The organism is Streptomyces sp. NPDC026522, assembly GCF_055567555.1.
The window spans coordinates 60195-80171 of the sequence record NZ_JBVHQF010000006.1 but is presented as its reverse complement, the minus strand read 5'-3'; the positions used below and the strand labels follow the sequence as shown (position 1 = coordinate 80171).

Annotated in this window: 18 protein-coding genes; 13 read left to right on the top strand and 5 right to left on the bottom strand. The window is 72.2% G+C overall.

Going from position 1 to position 19977, the window contains the following annotated elements:
* Positions 1-66: 66 nt before the first annotated feature.
* Positions 67-642 carry a DUF5994 family protein gene (locus ACZ4M3_RS16855; protein ID WP_467733252.1) on the top strand — a complete coding sequence of 192 codons (576 nt, stop codon included), beginning with the start codon at positions 67-69 and terminating at the stop codon, positions 640-642.
* A 688-nt stretch (positions 643-1330) separates the two neighbouring features.
* On the opposite strand, the gene ACZ4M3_RS16850 is transcribed toward ACZ4M3_RS16855, so the two are convergent.
* Together ACZ4M3_RS16850 and ACZ4M3_RS16845 are read right to left on the bottom strand one after the other, a co-directional pair.
* Positions 1331-2491 (bottom strand): GNAT family N-acetyltransferase, encoded by a 1161-nt coding sequence (locus ACZ4M3_RS16850; protein ID WP_467733250.1) that lies wholly within the window; start codon positions 2489-2491, stop codon positions 1331-1333.
* Complete coding sequence (locus tag ACZ4M3_RS16845) at positions 2484-3854, bottom strand: ATP-grasp domain-containing protein (RefSeq protein WP_467733248.1); 1371 nt, start codon at positions 3852-3854, stop codon at positions 2484-2486. Before ACZ4M3_RS16845 ends, ACZ4M3_RS16850 begins: the two co-directional genes overlap by 8 nt.
* Positions 3855-4205: 351 nt before the next feature.
* On the opposite strand from ACZ4M3_RS16845, the gene ACZ4M3_RS16840 reads away from it, so the two are divergent.
* The 10 genes from ACZ4M3_RS16840 (at position 4206) to ACZ4M3_RS16795 (ending at position 16564) form a co-directional block, all read left to right on the top strand.
* Positions 4206-5402: an MFS transporter gene (locus ACZ4M3_RS16840; protein WP_467733246.1), complete on the top strand. Its 1197-nt coding sequence runs from the start codon at positions 4206-4208 to the stop codon at positions 5400-5402.
* Positions 5402-6256 (top strand): alpha/beta fold hydrolase, encoded by an 855-nt coding sequence (locus ACZ4M3_RS16835; RefSeq protein WP_467733244.1) that lies wholly within the window; start codon positions 5402-5404, stop codon positions 6254-6256. The genes ACZ4M3_RS16840 and ACZ4M3_RS16835 overlap by 1 nt, the downstream gene beginning before the upstream one ends.
* A gap of 86 nt (positions 6257-6342) precedes the next feature.
* Complete coding sequence (locus tag ACZ4M3_RS16830; protein WP_467733242.1) at positions 6343-7071, top strand: class I SAM-dependent methyltransferase; 729 nt, start codon at positions 6343-6345, stop codon at positions 7069-7071.
* Positions 7072-7076: 5 nt separating this feature from the next.
* Complete coding sequence (locus ACZ4M3_RS16825; RefSeq protein ID WP_467733240.1) at positions 7077-8456, top strand: preATP grasp domain-containing protein; 1380 nt, start codon at positions 7077-7079, stop codon at positions 8454-8456.
* Positions 8457-8460: 4 nt separating this feature from the next.
* On the top strand, positions 8461-9096 hold the full coding sequence (locus ACZ4M3_RS16820) for an SET domain-containing protein (protein WP_467733238.1): 636 nt from the start codon (positions 8461-8463) through the stop codon (positions 9094-9096).
* Between the two features lie 163 nt (positions 9097-9259).
* Positions 9260-10663 (top strand): KamA family radical SAM protein, encoded by a 1404-nt coding sequence (locus ACZ4M3_RS16815; protein ID WP_467733236.1) that lies wholly within the window; start codon positions 9260-9262, stop codon positions 10661-10663.
* A gap of 148 nt (positions 10664-10811) precedes the next feature.
* Positions 10812-11993, top strand: a complete 1182-nt coding sequence (locus ACZ4M3_RS16810; protein ID WP_467733234.1) for a saccharopine dehydrogenase family protein — start codon at positions 10812-10814, stop codon at positions 11991-11993.
* Positions 11994-12087: 94 nt separating this feature from the next.
* Positions 12088-13410 (top strand): lysine N(6)-hydroxylase/L-ornithine N(5)-oxygenase family protein, encoded by a 1323-nt coding sequence (locus tag ACZ4M3_RS16805; RefSeq protein ID WP_467733233.1) that lies wholly within the window; start codon positions 12088-12090, stop codon positions 13408-13410.
* Positions 13407-14567, top strand: coding sequence for an NAD(P)/FAD-dependent oxidoreductase (locus tag ACZ4M3_RS16800; RefSeq protein WP_467733231.1), 1161 nt, complete (start codon positions 13407-13409; stop codon positions 14565-14567). The genes ACZ4M3_RS16805 and ACZ4M3_RS16800 overlap by 4 nt, the downstream gene beginning before the upstream one ends.
* On the top strand, positions 14564-16564 hold the full coding sequence (locus ACZ4M3_RS16795) for a class I tRNA ligase family protein (protein WP_467733229.1): 2001 nt from the start codon (positions 14564-14566) through the stop codon (positions 16562-16564). The genes ACZ4M3_RS16800 and ACZ4M3_RS16795 overlap by 4 nt, the downstream gene beginning before the upstream one ends.
* Positions 16565-16589: 25 nt before the next feature.
* On the opposite strand, the gene ACZ4M3_RS16790 is transcribed toward ACZ4M3_RS16795, so the two are convergent.
* Together ACZ4M3_RS16790 and ACZ4M3_RS16785 are read right to left on the bottom strand one after the other, a co-directional pair.
* Positions 16590-16910: a hypothetical protein gene (locus tag ACZ4M3_RS16790; protein WP_467733227.1), complete on the bottom strand. Its 321-nt coding sequence runs from the start codon at positions 16908-16910 to the stop codon at positions 16590-16592.
* On the bottom strand, positions 16901-17047 hold the full coding sequence (locus ACZ4M3_RS16785; RefSeq protein WP_467733225.1) for a hypothetical protein: 147 nt from the start codon (positions 17045-17047) through the stop codon (positions 16901-16903). The genes ACZ4M3_RS16790 and ACZ4M3_RS16785 overlap by 10 nt, the downstream gene beginning before the upstream one ends.
* Before the next feature lie 345 nt (positions 17048-17392).
* Between ACZ4M3_RS16785 and ACZ4M3_RS16780 the strand changes: the two genes are divergently transcribed.
* Positions 17393-18400, top strand: coding sequence for a permease (locus ACZ4M3_RS16780; protein ID WP_467733223.1), 1008 nt, complete (start codon positions 17393-17395; stop codon positions 18398-18400).
* Entirely contained in the window at positions 18397-19176 is a 780-nt protein-coding gene (locus ACZ4M3_RS16775; RefSeq protein ID WP_467733221.1) for a TIGR03943 family putative permease subunit, read from the top strand. The genes ACZ4M3_RS16780 and ACZ4M3_RS16775 overlap by 4 nt, the downstream gene beginning before the upstream one ends.
* Before the next feature lie 169 nt (positions 19177-19345).
* Here the strand turns inward: ACZ4M3_RS16775 and ACZ4M3_RS16770 are convergent, their stop codons facing one another.
* Positions 19346-19903, bottom strand: coding sequence for a TetR/AcrR family transcriptional regulator (locus tag ACZ4M3_RS16770; protein WP_467734001.1), 558 nt, complete (start codon positions 19901-19903; stop codon positions 19346-19348).
* Between the last annotated feature and the right edge of the window lie 74 nt (positions 19904-19977).

Below are 19977 nucleotides of genomic sequence, written 5' to 3'. Positions count from 1 at the left end.
GGTGTCATTTCTGGCGATCGCCTAGAGACCGGGCTGCCGACGGGCAGCCCGGGGGCAGGTTGCACCATGACCGCTACCCTCGACCGGACCGCGCCCCGCGACCTCGCCGCAGGAGTCCCGACCCGCTTGTCCCTCACCCCGAAGACCACGCTCGCCGGCCAGCTGGACGGGGCCTGGTGGCCGCACTCCCGCGACCTCGAAGCCGAGCTCCCACCGCTCGCCGCCGCCCTGGAAGAACCATGGGGCCGCATCACCCGCGTCACCGTGAATCCCACCCGCTGGCCCGTCATCCCGCGCAAGGTGGCCGTGGAGGGACGCAAGATGCACGTGGGCTGGTTCACCGAACAGGACCCCGACAAGCTGATCCTCCTCTCCTACACCGTCGGGCGTTGGGACCTCCTCGTCATCCCGCCCGAGACCGCACCCGCAGCCGGCGCCCGCCTGATGGCCGCCGCAGCGATCCCGGGCAGTGTCCTCACCGCAGGCACGCTCATGGCCAACGAAGCCGTCATCGGGCGCGGCATGCGTGACGCCGCGCGCCGGGAGGCCACGTGGGAGGGCGAAGGCGGCGCCTCCGCATCCCCCTTCGGGAGCCCGATGCGACGGAGATCCCTGCCGCTGCCCCGAAACGGCTGGCGGTGAGCTCGGTGGAGACCGTCGTCCTCATCGCGGTGATCGTCCTCGCCATCGGCATCGGAATGCGTCTGATCCACCTGCTCAACGCCCAGCACGCGGCGCGGATAGCGGCCCACCACTTCAGTGACCCCCTGCCGAGGCCTTCCGGCCTGCCGGACGACATCAGTCGTCGAGCCCACCGCACGGATGCCGACCGGTGGCGAACGGAGCCTCCTGCGACCGGGGGCAGCGGGCGGGGCGCTACGGCGCCCCCACCCGCCGGCTTCTCTCCCGCTCCGAAAGGCAACACGCCCACGTGAAACGCATCGAGCCCCAGCCGCCGCCGGTCCCGCCCGTTCCTGGCCGGCCGCCAGTCGGCCCCCCCCGGTCGGGAGCGGCGCGCACTCCGACGAGAGGAAGGCCCGGAGCCGACCACGCCACCGTCGTGCACATCACCGATGCCGGCTCGGAAATCTGACGGCGGCTGGTGTACGGGTCTTCAGTGGTTGCGGTGCCGACCCTGGCGTCGGGGTTCGGTGGTCGTCAGCAGTACGAGGGCCAGGCCGAGCGGCAGCAAGAACAGCAGCAGCAGAGTCATGCCTTCGCTCGTGCCCGCCCAGCCGCTCCCGACACCAGGTCGGGCGGCACCTTCGGTGCACGGTCGACGGTGGCCCTGGGAACCGGCCTCCTGAGCAGCGCCCGTACGGCGCCACGGCTACGAATCCCGGTCCGGATCCGCGCCCGCGCATGCGGCGAGCGCCCGCTCGGCCCGCCCCGTCAGCGGCTTGACGGCCAGAACTTGAGGCATCGCCCGGGTGCCGCGCAGCAGTTTCGCCTCGTCCGCACTGATCCCGTACTCCATCGTCCGCAGGCTCGGTTCCGCGCAGGCGTACGCGATCGGCAGGTGGTAGCCGACCACCGCGTACATGGGCAGGCCCGCGCCGATCTCGTAGTCGAAGCCCGCGTGGAAGCCGTACAGCCGCTCCTCGTGGCGCAGCCACATCGACATGGCGAAGAGCCGGCCGTCCAGCGCCGCGGTGAAGACCGAGGCGTCGGTGTTCGCCGCGATGGCCGTGAACCACTCCGTCAACTGCGCGAGGGAGGACAGTTGTTCGTATTTCCGCTCCAGGTTGTGCGCGAGAGCCGCGATCCGCTCCACGTTGGAAGCGTCCAGCGGTGAGTGCGCCGTGACCACACCGGCCTCGGCGAACTGCCGCAGCTCCTTGCGCAGCCGGACCTTGCGCCGCGAGGGCAGGGTCTCCACGTAGGCGTCGTGCCCCGGGTGGTCGCAGTCGAAGACGTGCCGGGCGGGCGCGGGGAATTCCATGAAGCCGGCCGCCCGAAGAGCGGAGCGCAGCCGCCGGTCGGCCGCGTCGACGTACGGGAGGAAGACGGCCGGGCAGTCCGAGGACCGTGCGGTATTGACAGCCGCGGCGACCAGAGCGCGGCGGGCGGCCACCCCTTCCGGCTCCGGCAGGCCGGGGGCGTCCAGCACCGTGGAGTTGAACCATCCGCCGCACATGAGGGACGGCAGCAGGGCCTCGGCCAGCTCCTGCGCGCCCGCACCCGTTCCGGCCCCGGAGACCAGCATCTTGTCGAGCCGGACCGTGTCGTCGTCCACCGACCGGTCGAAGCGCTGCACCGTCATTCCGGCCAGCAGCCGTTCGTCGCCCGCCCCGGACGCGGTCGCGGATGCCGGAACGACCAGACACCCGGCTGCCGTCGGCACCCAGGGACCGGTGCCCGTCTGCTCCACAGCCAGCCACTGCGGGGTGCAGAACAGGTCCGCGGAGCCGCACAGGGCGGTCCAGGAACTGAGCTCGGCCGCCTCGGCGAGCGAGAGCGTACGGACCCCGGGCCCGCGGACCTCAGACATCCGAACCGCCGTCTCCCCGGCCCCCGCTGCACGGTAAGTCCGTATCGGCGACGGGCGAGGGTTCCATCTCCAGCGCCGTCGAGAACCACTTTCCGACCTCGGCCAGCCGGTCCCGAACCGCCGCCTCGGCAGGGGCCCGTACCAGTGCCTTCGCCACCAGCAGGTGGGAGCCCTCGCGCATGTCCCCGGTCCGGTCGCCCGCTTTGGCCCACAACTGCCCCTGCACCACCCCCGGCCGGCTCTCGATGGACGCCTGCGAGGGCAGGACCCGGATCCGGCCCGGTGGCGCCGCCAGGTTGACCCAGCCGAAGGAGTCCTGCTCCGGCCCGGCACCCGGTGCGCCGACCCCACCGCCGTCCCCGTCCCCGCCCCCGTCCCGGTCCGCCGCGGGCGAGGGCAGGCCGAGGACCGCCGCGGCCCACTCCCGGTAGAGGTCCACCCCGTACTTGCCCCGCACGGCCTCCAGGATCATTCCGCCGCCGATCCGCCCGGCACACTCGCTGAAGACCAAGGCACCGTCGTCGTGGAACGCCTCCAGGTGGAACACCCCGTCGGTGTGCCCGATCGCGCGCAATGCCCGCTCGGTCAGCGAGGTCAGCGCGTCCGACAGGGCTTGTTCGGTTGCGGTGTCCAAGGTGGCGGAGGCCACGAGCCGGCCCTGGTGCACCTCGACCACGTTGTGCAGGTACCGGCTCACCGACACGACCACCATCCGGCCCTCGCGCAGGGCTCCGTCGACGTGCAGTTCTTCGCCGGGGACGAACGACTCGACCAGCCAGGGGCCGGGGGCGCCCCCCACGTTCCGGGTGAAGGCGGCGAGCCCGGCCGCATCGCGGACGACCCGGGTGTGGACCGAGCCGGCCCCGGCCGGCGGTTTCACCACGAACGGCAGTCCGGCCGAACCGTCCTCCACGGCCTCGGCCAGCGCGTCCAGCCCGGGGAAGCGCACGCTGTCGGCCACCGGCAGCCCGGCCTCCCGTACCAGTCGCTTCTGCAGGCCCTTGTCGCGCAGGGCCAGTGCGACGGAGGGGGTGAGGAAGGATTGCGCGCAGCCGAGCTCGGCGAGAACGGCGGCTGTCACCATCGCGAACTCGTCCTCCGTGCACACGGTCCGGAAGGAGGCCGGCGCAAGACCCAGATCGGCCAGCGCGCCGAGTACCTCCTCCACCGACGTGTGGTCGCGGACGACCACGACCACCCCCGTGAACCCCTCCTCGGATGGCTTGAACCGCTCAGAGAATGAGACCGCACACGTCACGTCGGCCCCCAGGTCCCGAAGCGCTTCGACGGCCTCGCGCTGCCATCCGAGGTAGAGAATGCCGAGCTGGCGGCGGCCGGCCCGGGCTGGTTCGTTCGCGGTCACAACTCTCGTCTCCTTGTCCGCTCCAGGCGTGTCAAGACAGTCGATACCAGGCCGACTTCAAGTCGACGGTAAAGAGATTGCCTCCAGGTCGGTTTCTCGTTCCGCCCACGGGCGTTTTCCGGTCAGTTCTGTCTTGCTCACGGATATCGGTGATCTCCGGGGAGGCTTCCACAGGGCGTCAGCGCGTGGCAATATGTCACGCTGTCCGGGACACCACCCATCACCTTCGCCCTCAGGAGATGAGCAGCAGGTGAGCGCGACACCATGACCCCACGGCCCACTGATTTACCCGAAGCGTCAATTCCGCCCGTCACGTACCGCAGAGTGCTGTCGAGCCGTAACGTTCCCCAATTGCTGCTGGCCGCCTGTCTGTCCCGGCTGGCACACGGCATGCTCCTCTTCGTGGTCGTGCTGTACGCGATCGCCGAGTTCGGCTCGGCCGAGGTCGCGGGTCTCAGCGGTGCCTTCCTGACGCTCCCCGGCTTTCTCGTGAGCCCGCTCTCCGGTGCCGTGCTCGACCGCTTCGGGGCCCTGCGGGCCGTGGCCCTGGACACCGCGGTCAGTGCCGTCCTCGTGGGCGGGATCGCCGTCTTCTCCTTCCTCGACCGGCTCACCCCGGCCGTCCTCTACGTCATGCTGGGACTCTTCTCGATCACCAGTCCGCTCACCGACGGCGGCATCCGTACCCTGTTCCCGCAGTTCGTCCCCGACGCGGCCTACGACCGGGCCAATGCCCTGGACCTCAGCACGTACTCCGTGATCGAGGTCGGCGGGCCGCTCGTGGCGGGCGCGCTCTTCGCGCTGTCCGGCGCCAACCCCGCGCTGCTCACGATCGCCGCCATGTACGGTCTCGCCGCGCTGAGTCTCTCGCTGCTGCGCGGTGGCGGGGTGGGGGCGGGCAAGGACCCTGGGGACCCGGCGAACGATCCGGCGGAGCCCGCGCAGCACCTGCTGCGTTCGGCCTGGGAGGGGATCACGTACCTGCTGCGCAACCCGACGCTGCGCGGCCTGGCGGCCTCGTACTCCGTCTTCCAGGTGGCGTACGGAATGCTCGTGATCATCGTCCCGGTCGCGGTGGCCGGCCACGTCGCCGACGAGGCGTCCTCCAGCCGGTACGTCGGCGTGATCTGGGCGGTACTCGGCCTGGCGGGCGGGACGGGCGCGCTGCTCGCGGGCAAGTACGTGCACGCCGGGCTGGAGCGCCGCTTCATGGTGGGCGCCCTCGTCCTGTCCGCCCTCGCCGTCTACCCCCTCAGCGCCCTGGGGTCGCTCATCGCGCTGGGCACCGGCCTCGCCCTGTTCGGGGTGATGGAGGGCACGGTCAACGTCAGCCTGATGTCGCTGCGGCTGCGGCGCACCGCACCGGACCGGCTGGGCCGGGTGATGACGGTGTCGATCAGCGTGAACCTGATCGGCTTCCCCGTGGGTACCGCGGTCGGCGGCTTCATGGTCGACAACGGCAGCCCGGCCCGGGCTCTGGCCATCGCCGCGGCGATAGCGCTGGTGGCCGCGGTCTGCGCCCGGCTCCTCATCCCGAAGGAGGGGTGATGGCACCCGTACGGCTCTCCGCCGTACCGCTCGCCACGACATGGCGCGGCAGCGGCCCGCTGCTCGTGTGCCACCCGGGAGGGCCCGGCATGGACCCTCGGTACCTCGAACCGCTGGACGGCCTCGCGGACCGTCGCACGGTGGCGATCGTCCACCCCCGGGGAGCCGGGTCCAGCGCGCGCCCCGCGGACGGCGACTACTCCGTGGAGTCCTACGCCGCCGACCTGGCGGCCTGGATCCGCCGTGAGGCGGCCGGCGGTCCGGTGGACCTGCTCGGACACTCGCACGGCGGCGCGGTGGTCTCGCTGACCGCCGCCCGGTACCCGGAGCTCGTCCGGCGGCTGGTGCTGCTGGGCACCCCCGCATATGGCGGGGACCGGGCGGAGGCCCAGGCGCAGGCGTTTCAGCACGCCCGGCGTGCCGAGCCCGCCGTGGCGCGGGCGCTCGCCGCGCTGGCGGCGCAGGGCGACGCCTATCCGGCAGACGACGCGGGCCTCGGCCGGCTCATCGCCGAGGTGATCCCGCTGTGGGTCGGGCCGATGACGGACCGGGTCGCCGCCTGGCAGGCGAAACTGGCCGGGTGGCCCGCGAACGTGGACGCCCTGCGTTACTTCAACGAAATCGTCTTCCCGGTCCTCGACCGGGAGATGGAACACCTGTCCGCCGTCAGATGCCCGACCCTGGCGCTCGCCGGAGACCTGGACGGGTGGGCGGGGCCGGAGCACGTCGCCCTGTTGGCCGGATCGGTGACCCGCTGCACCGGCATGGTCCTCGCAGGCGCCGGCCACATGTGCCATGCGGACGCCACGGAAGAGGTCGTGAAGTCCGTCCGCGAATTCCTCTGCACATCCTGAAAGCAGGATTCCCGCTTTCGGCGCCTGCGCTCTTGCGTGCCGTTCCACTGAATCCACTGTGGCGAGATGAACAGGAGAGAAACCGCATGGACGTGCAACAGGACTGGAAAGAGGCAGATTCCAGTGAGTTCATCGAGTTCGGCGATTACTTCGTCCCCGATCGAGACGTCCAGATGGACGTTGTCGCCTCGCTGATTCCCCCGATCGACGAGCCGGCCGAGATCCTCGACCTGTGCTGTGGCCAAGGGCGGCTGAGCGACACGCTGCTGCGGAGGTTCCCGCTGGCCACCGTCGTCGGCATGGACCTCAGTTCCACCATGCTGGGCGTGGCCGCCAAGGAACTCGCCGGACACGGCGCCCGCTTCCGCACCGAGGAGTTCGACCTCCCGGAGTCGGCCTGGCGCGAGCGCCCCGTGGCGCCGGCCGCCGTCGTGTCCTCGCTGGCCGTCCACCACCTCGACGGCCCGGGCAAACAGGAGCTGTTCCGCGACGTGCACGCCATGCTGCGGCCCGGCGGGGCACTGGTCATCGCCGACTTGGTCCAGCCCGCCGGTGACCGCGGCCTCGCCCTGGCCCGCCGTATGTGGAACGAGTCGGTACGCGATCAGGGCCTCGCCGGAACCGGTGGCACTGGACCGTACGACCAGTTCCACGCCCTCGAATGGAGCTGCTTCGAGTACCCGGACGAGCTCGACAAGCCGTCCCCACTTCTGGACCAGCTCCAATGGCTGCGCGCGGCCGGCTTCCGGGAGGTCGACGTCTACTGGATGAAGGCCGGCCACGCCATTTACGGCGGCGTCAAGGCGGGGGAGTGACGGACATGGACACCACACGGATGACCGGTGACCCGGGTACCGGGGCGAGCACCGCCAGCGCCGTGCCGAGCACCTCCTCCGCCGTGCCGAGCACCGCCTCGCGGCGCGACTACCCCCTGCTCGTCTTCGGCAACTTCGTCAACGAACTCATGGTCACCGTTCCCGTGCACCGGCACGCCGATGCCCTGGTCGCCGTGTCCCCGCGGAAGATCTGGCTCACTCGCCCCGGCGACGTGCTCGTCACCCCGCGCGCCATGTCGAAGCCCCTGTGCGATTACGCCTGCGACCTGCTCGGCTTCGCCCCTGCGGACGTGACCCTGCTCGACGCACCCGCCGAGGGCCTCGCCACGCTCACCGCCGCCGTCCGCGCGAACGGACTCGTGGACCGGCTGCGTGAGGAGGTCCGCGGTCGGCCCGGCATCCGCTTCCAGGCATTCGCGCAGGACCGCCCCGCCCTCGAACTGGCGGCCGAACTCGGCGTCCCGGTCGAGGGCTATGCGGAATCCGGGGTCCCGGACAGCGCGGTCGCAGCCGTGTACGCCGTCAACACGAAGAGCGGCTTCCGGCGGATCGCCGCCGAGCTCGGGATCCGCGTCGCCGAGGGCCACACCTGCGCGGACCCGCAGGACCTCGCGGCCGCCCTGCGCAAGGTGCTCGACGCCCACGGCGCCGCCGTCGTCAAGCCGGTCCGCGGCTCCAACGGCTACGGGGTCCGCTTCTGGGAAGCCGCTGACCTGCCCCGCCTCGATACCGAACTCGCCGGCTACCTCCACTCGGTCGCCGAGCAGCCGCCCGGCTGGGTCGTCGAACAGCGTCTCGACTTCGCCCGGGTGGTGACCGTCGAGATGGAGGTGTACGCCGCCGGGCCGCAAGTCCTGCACGTCGGTGAGATGCGCACTCCGAACGGCAGCTTCAGCGGCCAGGTCACACCGCTCGTGGCGAGTTCCGGGGCGACCGACGAGCTGGTGGCGGGCGGCCTCGCCCTCGGCCGTCGGCTGCACGGGGCCGGCTACCGCGGCCCGTTCGACATCGACGGCGGCATCACCGCCGACGACACCCTCTACGCCACCGAGAGCAACGTCCGCAAGACCGGGTGCACCTACCTGGACCTGCTCGTGCGCCGGCTGCTCGGCGAGGAGCGGGCGGCCGCCTCGGTGTGGATCGCCGACTCGCGGCCCGGCGGGGTGGAAACCGACTTCGCGGCCGGGCTGGCCCGGGTGCGGGCCGCCGGACTGGACTTCACCCCCGGAGCCGACGAGGGAGTCGTCCTCACCGCCGACACCCTGGCCTTCGACGGCAAGTGGCGCTACCTCGTCCTGGGCCGGACGAGGGCCAGCACCGAGGAGCTGGAGGCCCGGCTCGCCGACACCCTGAAGCTGGCGTGATCCCGTGCTGAGCAGCGGAATCGACATCCGTGCCAGCCACACCCACAACGTGGGGCTGTTCGCCACCCGGCCGATCCCGGCCGGCACGGCGGTGTGGTGCCCGTGCGCCACGTGCTCCCGCTGGACCGAGGAACAGGTCGCGGCCCTGCCCGCGGACCGGTTCGAACGGCTCGACACCTACGGCCACCTGCTCGCCGACGGCAGCCTGCTGCTGCCCTGCCTCGGCGCATACCTGATGAACCACTCCTGCGAGGCCAACGTCCTCGATCTCGGGCTTGACTTCGGAGTGGCCGTACGGGACATCGCGCCGGGTGAGGAGGTCAGCTGCGACTACGCCACCTTCACCGAGGACACCGGCTGGAGCATGGAGTGCCGGTGTGCGTCGCCCGGCTGCCGAGGGACGGTCACCACCGGCCAGGGCGCCGACCCGCGGCTCCGCGCGTGGTGGCGCACTCGGCTGGAGCCGGCGCTCGGCCGGCTGCCACAGGTGCGACAGCCGCTGGACGACGTGCTGGTGGAGCTGAGCGAGCCGTACCGGCGGGCGCTGGCCGGTGCCCGCACCCTGGACGAGGTGTCGACCGGATCCACCGTCTGCGCACCGGACTTCGTCCTCCGCCCACCCGGTGGCCGCGGGGCATGACCGCGGCCCGCGCCACCCCGGACGGAAGCCGTCCGGCGCTCCCGACCCGCACCCCACGGCGGTGGCGGAAGGCGTCCGCCGCCCCGCCCCGCCCGACAGCACAGCGCGTCGTACCTCCTGCACCGCATTCCCGTACCGCGCGGGACCGACGGAGAGGACCCCCATGCTCGACGGCCTGCCACAGCCCTACGCCTACGCCTACAGTCCGGCTGCGGAGCCCGACCGCCGCCGATTACCCGGCTGGCGGGACGTCACCGACGAGGAGTGGGACTCCGCGCAGTGGCAGCGGGCCCACTGCGTCAAGAATCTCCGCCAGCTCCGTGAGGTGACCGGACCCGCGCTCGGCGACCGCTTCCTGGCGGACCTGGAGCGCGACCAGCGGGAGCGGGCCACGATGTCCATGCTCGTCACCCCGTACATGATCAACACCATCGCCCCCGGGGTCGCCGCCACCGGTCCGGACAGCCTCACCGACGCCTACTACGCGGACCCGGTACGCCGCTACATGCTGCCGGTGTTCTCCGACCGCAGGACCGATCACCCCTCCCACCCCCGAGCCGAGCGGGACTCCCTGCACGAGCGCGACATGTGGGCCACGGAGGGGCTGACGCACCGCTACCCCACCAAGGTCCTCGCCGAACTCGTCGCCACCTGCCCGCAGTACTGCGGGCACTGCACCCGCATGGACCTCGTCGGCAATTCCACCGCGCAGATCACCAAAGCGGGTTTCGCCCTCAAGAACGACGCCCGGCTCCAGTCCATGATCGACTATCTGCGCAAGACCCCCGCCGTCCGCGACGTGGTCGTCTCCGGCGGCGATGTCGCCAACGTCCCCTGGCCGCGCCTGGAGTCCTTCGTCGAGTCGCTGCTCGACGTCGAGTCGGTCCGGGACATCAGGCTCGCCAGCAAGGCCGTCATCGGACTGCCCCAGCACTGGACGGCCGCACCCGTGCTGGCCGGGATCGCCCGGCTGACCACGACCGCGCGCGCCCGCGGGGTCCAGATCGCGCTGCACACCCACGCCAACGCCGCCCAGCAGATCACCACTGGCGTGTCGGAAGCCGCCCGGCTGCTGCTCGACGCGGGACTGCGGGACATCCGCAACCAGGCGGTACTCCTGCGCACCGTCAACGACACGCCCGCGGCCCTGCTGGACCTGTGCTTCGCGCTGCTCGACCGGGCCGGGATCATGCCCTACTACTTCTACATGTGCGACATGATCCCGTTCAGTGAGCACTGGCGGACCTCGGTCGCCGAGGCCCAGGACCTGCAACACGCGATCATGGGCTACCTTCCGGGCTTCGCCACCCCGCGGATCGTGTGCGACGTACCGTTCGTCGGCAAGCGCTGGATGCACCAGCTGTCGGACTACGACCGGGTACGCGGGATCTCGTACTGGGCGAAGAACTACCGCACCGCCGCGGACAGCGGGAACGCCGACGACCTCGACCGGCTCCACGAGTACTACGACCCGCTCTACACCCTGCCGGAGGAGGGCCGCGCCTGGTGGCGTGTGCACGGAGGCGGGGATCCGGACCGCGGGGCTCCCTTCCGGACCGCCCGCTGACCGGCCCGGTACGTCCGGTCCCGCTCGCTCCCACCCCGCTCGCTCCCACCCCAGCCGCTCCCCACCCCAGCCTCTCCCCGGACCGTCCGGCCCTGGAGCGCGGCCGCCGGATCCGTCCCCGCCGAGCCCGTCAAGGAGGACACCAGCGATGTCTGACGCCCTGCCAGGTGCCGCCCCGCGCCCCGCCCGGCCCGCGGGCACCGTGCACTGGATCGGTACCGGCCTGTCCGTCGGCCGCAGCGGGCTCGGCCTGCTGTGCGAACGGGCCGGCCGGGTCCTCGTATGGGGCCGTACGCAGGCCAAGGCCACGGCCCTGCTCGACCGGCTCGATCTGACCGGCCGCGCCGAGGCCCACGGCCTGGACGACGGGAAGCTGGCGGACCTGCTGGGTCCGGGCCACGCCCTGGTCTCGATGCTGCCGGCCACCGAGCACGCGGGGCTGCTGCGGCTGGCGATCGCGCGGGGCGCCCACTTCGCCTGTACCAGCTATGTCTCCGCCGAACTGCGCACCCTGGCCGCGGAAGCGGGCCGCGCCGGGCTCGTGGTGCTGACCGAGGCCGGACTCGACCCCGGCATCGACCACCTACTCGCGCACGAACTGGTGTCCGCTGCCCGAAAGGCTGTCGGGGACAGCGCCGGGCCCGTCGACCTGACCTCGTACTGCGGCGGGCTGCCGGCCGTCCCGAACGCGTTCCGCTACCGGTTCAGCTGGGCCCCGTACGGCGTCTTGTCGGCCCTCGCCCAGCCCGCCCGGCACATCGAGGACGGCGTGGCGCGCACCAGCTCCCGCCCGTGGGAGGCCACCCGTGCGCTACGGCTCGGCGGCGAGGACTTCGAGGCGTATCCCAACCGCGACAGCGTGCCCTTCACCGCGCAGTACGCCATCCCGGACGGCTGGCGGCTGCGCACCTTCGTCCGCGGCACACTGCGCAACAGCGGCTGGCAGGCGGCCTGGCAGCCGGTCTTCCGCATCGTGGAGACCGGCGACCCCGACCGGGTCCGCGCCCTCGCGGAGGACCTCGCCCAGCGCTATCCGGCCACGGGGGAGGACCGCGACCGGGTCGTCCTCGCCGTCTCCTTGGCCCTCGGCACCGAGCGGGACGGCCCGGGCTGGCGGGGCGAGGGCCTGCTGGACCTCGTGGGCACCGCCCAGGAGAGTGCGATGGCCCTGTGCGTCTCGCTCCCGCTCGCCTATGGCGTGACCCGGGTCCTGGACGGCGCCCTGCCTGCCGGCCTGCACTGCGCCGCCGTGGGACAGGAAGCGCCCCGCTGGCTGGGCTTCCTGCGGGAACACGGCATCGCGCCGGTCTTCCGGGAGCAGGCCGTATGACGCCCGCCCTGTGGTGCCGATGCGCGGGGCCCGTGATCGATGCCAGTGATCGACCTTCTGACACCCACTCGCATGCGAAGGAAGAGGTCCGGACATGGGGAACGAGAGCCGCGGCCACCCGCCCGTGCACTACCGGTGCGTCGGTGTCGGCGTGGGGCCCGCGAACCTGAGCCTTGCGTCACTGCTCCACGAACACCCCGACGTGACCCGTCTGTTCCTCGACCGGAAGGAGGCGTTCGCCTGGCACGACGGCCAGCAGATGCCCGGAAGCACGCTCCAGGTCTCCCTGTTCAAGGACCTCGTGAGCCTCGCCGATCCGACGAATCGGTTCTCCTTCCTCTCGTACCTCCATGACCAGGGCCGCGTCTACCACTTCCTGAACGCCCAGTTCTCCGCCGTCCCACGCCAGGAGTTCCGCAACTACCTGGCCTGGGCCGCCGAGCGCAATCCCGACGTGGTCTTCGGCGAGGAGGTCCACGAGGTCACCTTCGACCGGGTCTTCCACATCCGCACGAGCCGCCGCACGGTCACCGCCGACAACGTCGTCGTCGGAGTCGGCAGCAACCCGTACGTCCCGCCGCAGGCCCGTGAACTGCTCGGCCCCACCCAGTTCCACGTCAGCGAATTCATCACGCGTGCCGTGGGTCTGGCCGGCAAGCGCATCATGGTCGTCGGCGGCGGCCAGTCGGGAGCCGAGGCGTTCCTCGACCTCATATCCCGCCCGGCAGCCGACCGGCCGCGACGGATCTCCTGGATCTCCCGGCGCCGCACCTACCTCCCGATCGACGACTCGCCCTTCACCAACGACTTCTACACGCCGTCCTTTTCGGACCACTTCTACGGCCTGCCGGCCGGCGCCCGGCGCAGCGTGAACCAGGACACCCTGCTCAGCAGCGACGGGATCTCCGAGTACACGCTCCGCGCCATCTACCAGCAGCTCTACCTCCACCGGTTCGTCGAGGGGCTGCCCGATCTGGTCGGGCTCCACCCGAACCGCGAGGTCACCACCGTCACCCGGGGAATCCGGGGCAACTGGGAGATCACTGCCCGGCACAACGACGAGCCGCGCGCCGTCGAGCAGCACGAGGCCGACCTCGTCATCTGGGCCACCGGTTTCCGGCCCGCGCCCGCCGAGTTCCTCGCCCCCATCGAGGGGCGGCTGGAGCGCGAGGGTGACGAGTTCCGCGTGGACGAGGATTTCGCGGTTCGCTGGGACGGCCCGCCGCAGCACGCCGTCTTCCTGCAGAACGCGGTCCGCGCCCAGCGCGGGCTGGCCGACGTCAACCTGAGCCTGAACGCCTGGCGCAGCCGCCGGATCGCGGACCGGCTGCGCGGGGTCCGCAGCGACGAGCAGCTCGCCTCCTTCGTCGAGTGGTCCTCGAAACCGGACTCCAAGCAGCCGTGGAACGGCCGGTGACCGCCCGCACCGGGGCCGGGCCCGCCGACCCGGCCGAACCCCGGACCGCCGGACCGGGCCCCGAGGAGAGGGCGTACGTCGACGTGGCGGTCGTCGGCGCCGGCGTCATCGGCTGCATGACCGCCCGGGAGGTCCTGCACCGCAGCCCCGGCACCACCGTCATGGTCCTCGACCGCGACGCCGTCGGTTCCGGCGCCACCCGCCGCTCGGCCGGGCTGCACTTCCCCCGGGGCGCCACCGACCGGGTCCGGCGAATGACCGAGTACAGCCAGGACTGGTACGAGGAACTGCGGGCGGCCCAGCCCGGCGTGCCCGTCCACCCGCTCGGGATGACGGTGATCTGCGGCGCGGGTCCGGATGCGCAGGCCGCGCTGCACACGGCGTACGTGCCCACCGCCCGGCTGCGCCCCGCCCCCGGCCCGGTCGCCGCAGGCCGGGTCGCGGTGCCCGACGGCAGTGCGGCCTGGACGGCCGACGGCTGCCAGTACGCCGACGTGGGCGCGCTCACCGCGCGGATCGCTCGCGCCCTGCGCCCGTACGCCGCCTTCCGCGAGGGCGTACGGGCCACGGCGGTCCACCCCGGCCCGGATCACGTCGTGCTCCGCCTCGGCACGGGCGCCCAGGTCACCGCCGGCCGGGTGGTCCTCGCCCCCGGGCCCTGGCTCGACGACCCGGCGTGGGCCGAGGCCCTCGAACCGCTCGGGCTGCGGGTGAAGAAGATCGTGGCCCTGCACGTGGACATCCCGCCGTCCGCGGGGGACGGCGCGGTGGTGTTCCACGACGAGGATGCCTTTCTGCTGCCGCTGCACGAGCGCGGCCACTGGCTGTTCAGCTACACCTGCCAGGAGTGGGACGTCACCCCGGACCGGCTGTGGGGCGGGGTATCTCCGCAGAACCTGTACGAAGCACGCGAGCTCCTGGCCCGCTACGCGCCGGAGTTCGCCGCACACTGCGCCTCTGGCCGGGTCTTCTGCGATGCCTACCACCCCGGTGGCTCCGGCCCGGTGGTCAGGGCACTCGACGCCGCGGGCCGCCTCGTCTTCGCGGGCGCGGCCGGCGGCTCCGGCTACCGGCTGGCCCCCGCCGTCGCGGCGGATGCGGCCGGCCTCCTGCACCTCCAGCGCACCCCGACGGACGAAACGAGGAAACCGAAGTGATCATCAGCAGGTACGACCCGGAGGCGCTCGGTGCGGCGTTCGGCATCGACATGAGCGCCATCGACGGCCTCGGTGTCGGTGCGGGCTGGGGCCGGGTGGCGCCGGGCGTCCGCTCCACCGGCCACCACCACGACGAGACCGAGTGCTTCGTGATCGTCGCCGGCCGCGGTGAGTTCGTCGTGGACGGCGCCCGTCATCTCGCGGAGCCGGGTACCGTCGTCCTCTTCGAACCCTTCGAGTCACACGTCCTGGAGAACACCGGGGACAGCGATCTGGTCTTCGTCACCCAGTACTGGCGCGACCCGCGCCGGGCCCTGACATCGGCGGCCGACACCGGGCGCGCCTCCTTCGGCGACCGCCCCGTCTTCGTCTTCTCCACCCCGCCGACCCCCAACGGAGACCTGCACCTGGGCCACTTGTCCGGCCCCTACCTGGGCGCCGACGCCTACGTCCGCTTCCAGCGCATGACCGGCGCGGAGGCATACCACCTGACGGGCAGCGACGACCACCAGAGCTACGTGGTCACCGCCGCCGCCAAGGAGGGCCGGACCCCCGCCGAGACGGCCGCCCACTACAGCGCCGAGATCGCCGAGACGCTGCGGCTGATGGACGTTCCCATCGACCAGTACACGGTGACCAGTACCGACCCCGGGTATCCGGACGGTCTGAGGGAGTTCTTCGCCCGCGTCATCGCCTCCGGCGTCGTCTCCGTGGAGGAGACCGACGCCCTCGTCGACGCGGAGAGCGGCCGTTACCTGTACGAGGTGGACGTGAGCGGCGGCTGCCCGCACTGCCCCGCGCACACCGGCGGCAACATCTGCGAGGAGTGCGGTGAGCCGAACCTGGTGCACGACCTCACCGCCCCCGTCTCGGCGCAGTCCTCCGCCCCGCCCCGCCGAGAGCGGATCAGCCGTTACTCCCTGCCCGTACACGCCTTCCGCGACACCGTCCGCGAACACCACCGCCTCGGCCGGGTTCCGGCCCGCCTCGCCGAGCTCGCGCGGCGCGTCTTCGACCGCCCCCGGTTCGACCTGCCCCTCACCCACCCGGCCGAATGGGGGGTGCCCCCGGCCGGCCGGGAGGTGCCCGGCCAGGTCATCTGGGTGTGGCCCGAGATGAGCTACGGCTTCCTGCACGCGATCCAGTCGCTCGGCGCGCGGCTCGGCCGGCCGTGGAAGGCCGCGGACCCGGCCCCCGACTGGAAGATCGTCCACTTCTTCGGCTACGACAACAGCTTCTACCACTCACTGCTCTACCCCGTCCTCTACGAACTGGCCCACCCGGACTGGGAAGCCGACATCGACTACCACGTCAACGAGTTCTACCTGCTGGAAGGCAGCAAGTTCTCCACCAGTCGGCGCCACGCCCTCTGGGGCAAGGACATCCTGAGCCCCGACACGGTCGACGCCGTCCGCTACTTCCTCGCCTCCACCCGCCCCGAGGGAAGGCGCACCGACTTCCGGCGCTCCGCCTACGAGGCCACCCTCACCCACACCCTCATCGGCACCTGGCAGCACTGGCTGAACGACCTCGGCGCCCGCGCCGCCAAGTACTACGGCGGCCGCGCCCCGGACGCCGGGAACTGGACCCCCGAACACTCCGCCTTCCTCGCCCGGCTCGGCACCCGGCTGGCCGCCGTCACCGGAGCGCTCGGCCCGGCGGGCTTCTCGCTCCGGGATGCCGCGGCCGAACTCGCCGGCCTGGTCGAGGACGCCGCCCGCTTCTCCGCCGCCCAGCGGCTGCGCGCCGACGACCCGGCCTGGGCGGACGAAACCCGTACGGCCGTCGCACTGGAGCTGGCCGCCGCCCGCCTGCTCGCCACCGTCGCGGCACCCGTCGTACCCCGCTTCGCGGCGCACCTCGCGCGGCGCCTGGACCTCCCCGCCCCCTCGGTCTGGCCCGACACCGTCGAACTGCTCCGCCCCGGCAGCCGCGTGACCTTGGCGTCGGCGGTGTTCTTCCGTCAGCCGCTCCCCGCGGGCGCGGACGTGGCCTGACCGGGCCGCGGGCGGCACGGCGCTATCACCCCCCGCGCGCGGTGCGCGACCGGCCCGTGCGTCCGCCGGGCGCAGAGGACCAGGGGCGCAGCTCAGGAAGTGCTGACGACGGCTTTGCCGAAGGGGCTGCCGGTGGGGGGAGACCGGTCCATGACGGGCCGGAGGCCATGGTCCCGATGAAGGTGTTCATCGCGGCGAACGGGGCGCGGCTGGCGGCACCGGAGGCGCCGCCGGTGAGCGCACCGGCCCCGTCGGGTGCGGCCGCGTAGTCCACGACGTCGTCGGCTCCGAGGCCGCGCAGCCGGGCGGCCTTGCCGGCACTGCTGGTCGTGGCGATCACCCGCACGCCGAGCGCCTCGGCGAACTGGAGCGCGCGGGGACGGCGACGAGCGCGTCCACGTCGATCTCGGTGAGCATGCCGTCGAGCGAGCCGCCGCGCCGGGGCAGGTGCTCCGCGGCGAACGGTCCGCCATGGCCGTGCACGCCCCGCGGCCGCTGACCAGTTCCCCGCTCGGTGCGGGCACCGTCTCCGGATCGAGGTCAGCGCGACCGGGACACGGACCTGCCGCACCCGTTCATCTCCGGCCGCGGCAAGATCCGCGGCCGCCGCCGCGTGCCCCGAGGCGCCGCCGCCCTCGCTCCGCCCCGGACGGTCAGGCGGCGAAGGCCGGCCCTGCCGCGTACGGGTCGGGACGGACACGCGGGGCTCGTGGCTCGTGGCTCGTGGCCGGACGACGAATCGCGGACGAGCGGGCAGTCGGTCCTCTTGGCCTGACGCCAGCTATATTTCGATCCGAACGTCCGACATGCGCAGACGGGGTGCACAAGATGGCTGAGGTTGCCGGGGTCGCTGCCCCATCCGACGGCGCCGCCATCCGCGAGCCGGTCCCCGGCTGGGTGTACCTGTGGGCCATGGCGATGGCCGCGTGCGGCGTCGTGATCCTGGTCGGCGCCGGATGGCTGGACGCGGCGGCGGTGCAGGCCTGGCGGACCGTCTGTCTCGCCGTCACCGTACAGGCGCTGCCGTTCCTGCTGCTCGGCACGGCGCTGTCCGGTGCCATCAACGCCTTCGTGCCCGAGCGCGTGTTCACCCGGGTGCTGCCCAAGCGGCCGGCGCTCGCCGTCCCGGTCGCCGGCCTGGCCGGAGTGGTGCTGCCCGGCTGCGAATGTGCGTCGGTCCCGGTCGCCAACAGTCTGATCGGCCGAGGAGTCACCCCGGCCGCGGCCTTCGCCTTCCTGCTGTCCGCCCCCGCCATCAACCCCGTCGTACTGACCGCCACGGCCATCGCCTTCCCCGGCCATCCCGCCATGGTCCTGGCCCGGCTCCTCGCCTCGCTGGCCACCGCCGCGGTCATGGGCTGGCTCTGGCTCTGGCTGGGCCGCGAGGAGTGGCTGCGTCCTGCCGCGCGGTACACCGGTCATCAGACGGGGGGCAGCCGTTGGAGCGAGTTCCGGCTCGGTTTCCAGCACGACTTCCTGCACGCCGGGGGATTCCTGGTCCTCGGAGCGATGGCGGCGGCCACCTTCAACGTGGCGGTCCCGCGCTCGGTCCTCGACGTGGTCTCCGGCTCGCCCTGGCTGTCCGTGTTCTTCCTGGCGGCACTCGCCATCGTCCTCGCGGTGTGCTCCGAAGCCGACGCCTTCGTGGCGGCCTCGCTCACCGGCTTCTCGCCCCTGGCGCGGCTGACGTTCATGGTGGTCGGCCCGATGGTCGACCTGAAACTCATCGCCCTGCAGGCGGGCACGTTCGGCCGGGCCTTCGCGGTCCGCTTCTCCACCGCCACGACAGTCGTGGCGGTGCTGTCCAGCGTCCTGATCGCAGGAGTGCTGCTGTGAAACGGTCGGCACAGACGTTCCTGCTCCTCCTCATCGGCTCCGGCCTGCTGCACGTCTCGCTGTTCACCGACCTGTGCCTGAGGTACGTCAAGCCGGGCATGCGGCCCGTACTGATCGTCTCCGGTCTCCTGCTGCTGGTACTGGCGGCAGCGGACGCCTGGTCCCACCGCAGCCCGGGCGCGCGGCGCAGGGCCGCAAAGACCCCCGAACCCGACGACATGGTCGAGCCCGCGCACGCACACACACACGGTCACGACCATTCCAGTGTCCCCCGGGTGGCCTGGCTGCTGTTCCTGCCCGCCCTGAGCCTGCTCGTGTACGCCCCGCCCGCCCTCGGCTCGTACACCGCCTCCCGCGACACCGCCAAGGTCGTCACGGAGCAGCAGAGCTTCGAGCCGCTGCCCGCCACCTCACCGCTGCCGATGACCCTCACGCAGTTCACGCGACGGGTGCAGCAGGACAGCACCCAGGCCATCAAGGGACGTACGGTCCAGATGAGCGGCCTGGTCACGCTCGATCAGGGGCATGACGGCTGGTACCTCACCCGGATCATCATCTCGTGCTGCGCCGCGGACGCACAGTCCGTAAAGGTCCGCGTCCACGGCGCACCCTCCCTGCCCGCCGACACCTGGGTCTCGGTCACCGGCACCTGGCACCCCGGCGGCACGCTCGGCACGCAGTCCGCCCCGGCCGAACTGGACGCCCTCACGGTCGAGGAGATCGACCGGCCGGTAAACGGGTACAGCGACAGTCTGCCGCTCGTCCCCTCGGGGTGACAGCTCCCTGACGGGAACCCCGACATACGGATCGGCTCAAACGGAACTGGCCCACCGCGAACCCCTGGCGACAGCCGGCCGGGCGTGGCGCGACGGACGTGGTGGTTCCTGGCCGACCGCATCACGGCAACCCGGCCGCGGTGAGTGTGGAGGCGAAACGGGGCAGCCCTCAGGCAGGCGGGACCAGAAGGGCCGCCGCCGAGGTGGCGTGCTTCAGGGAGGCGGCGCGGTCGGCGCCGCGCTGTCCGAGCACCACCCGGGTGCTCAGTCCGTCCAGCAGCGCGAGCAGCTCGGACGCACGGGCGGCCACGTCCAGGCCGGCGGCGAAGCGTCCCTGGGCCACGCCCTTGGCGAGCAACGCTTCCAGGTCCCGCTGCCAGCCGTCGTCCATCTCTTGCTGGGCTGCGCGCAGGTCTTCGTTGGAAGGGATGCGGGCCCACAGCTCGATCCACAGGGTCCAGCGGGGGTCGCGGGGGCCGCGCGGCAGGTAGAGCTCCAGGAACAGCGCGAGCTTGCGGTGCGCGGTGATCCGGCGCTCAAGCAACTTCGCGCGCTCCACGGCGAGTTGTTCCTCGCTCCAGCGCAGAGCCGCCAGCAGTAGCCGGTCCTTCGTGCCGAAGTAGTAGAGGATGTGGCCGCCACTGGTGCCGAGGCGCTCGGCGAGCGCGGACATGGTGAGCTCCGCGAGGCCGCCCTCGGCGATCGCCGCCATGGCCTCTTCCAGCATCCGCTCTTGGGCGATCCGTCCGTCGCGCCGTCGCGCCGACCCCGCTGCTCCCGCCACCCGTGCCCGCCTTTCCG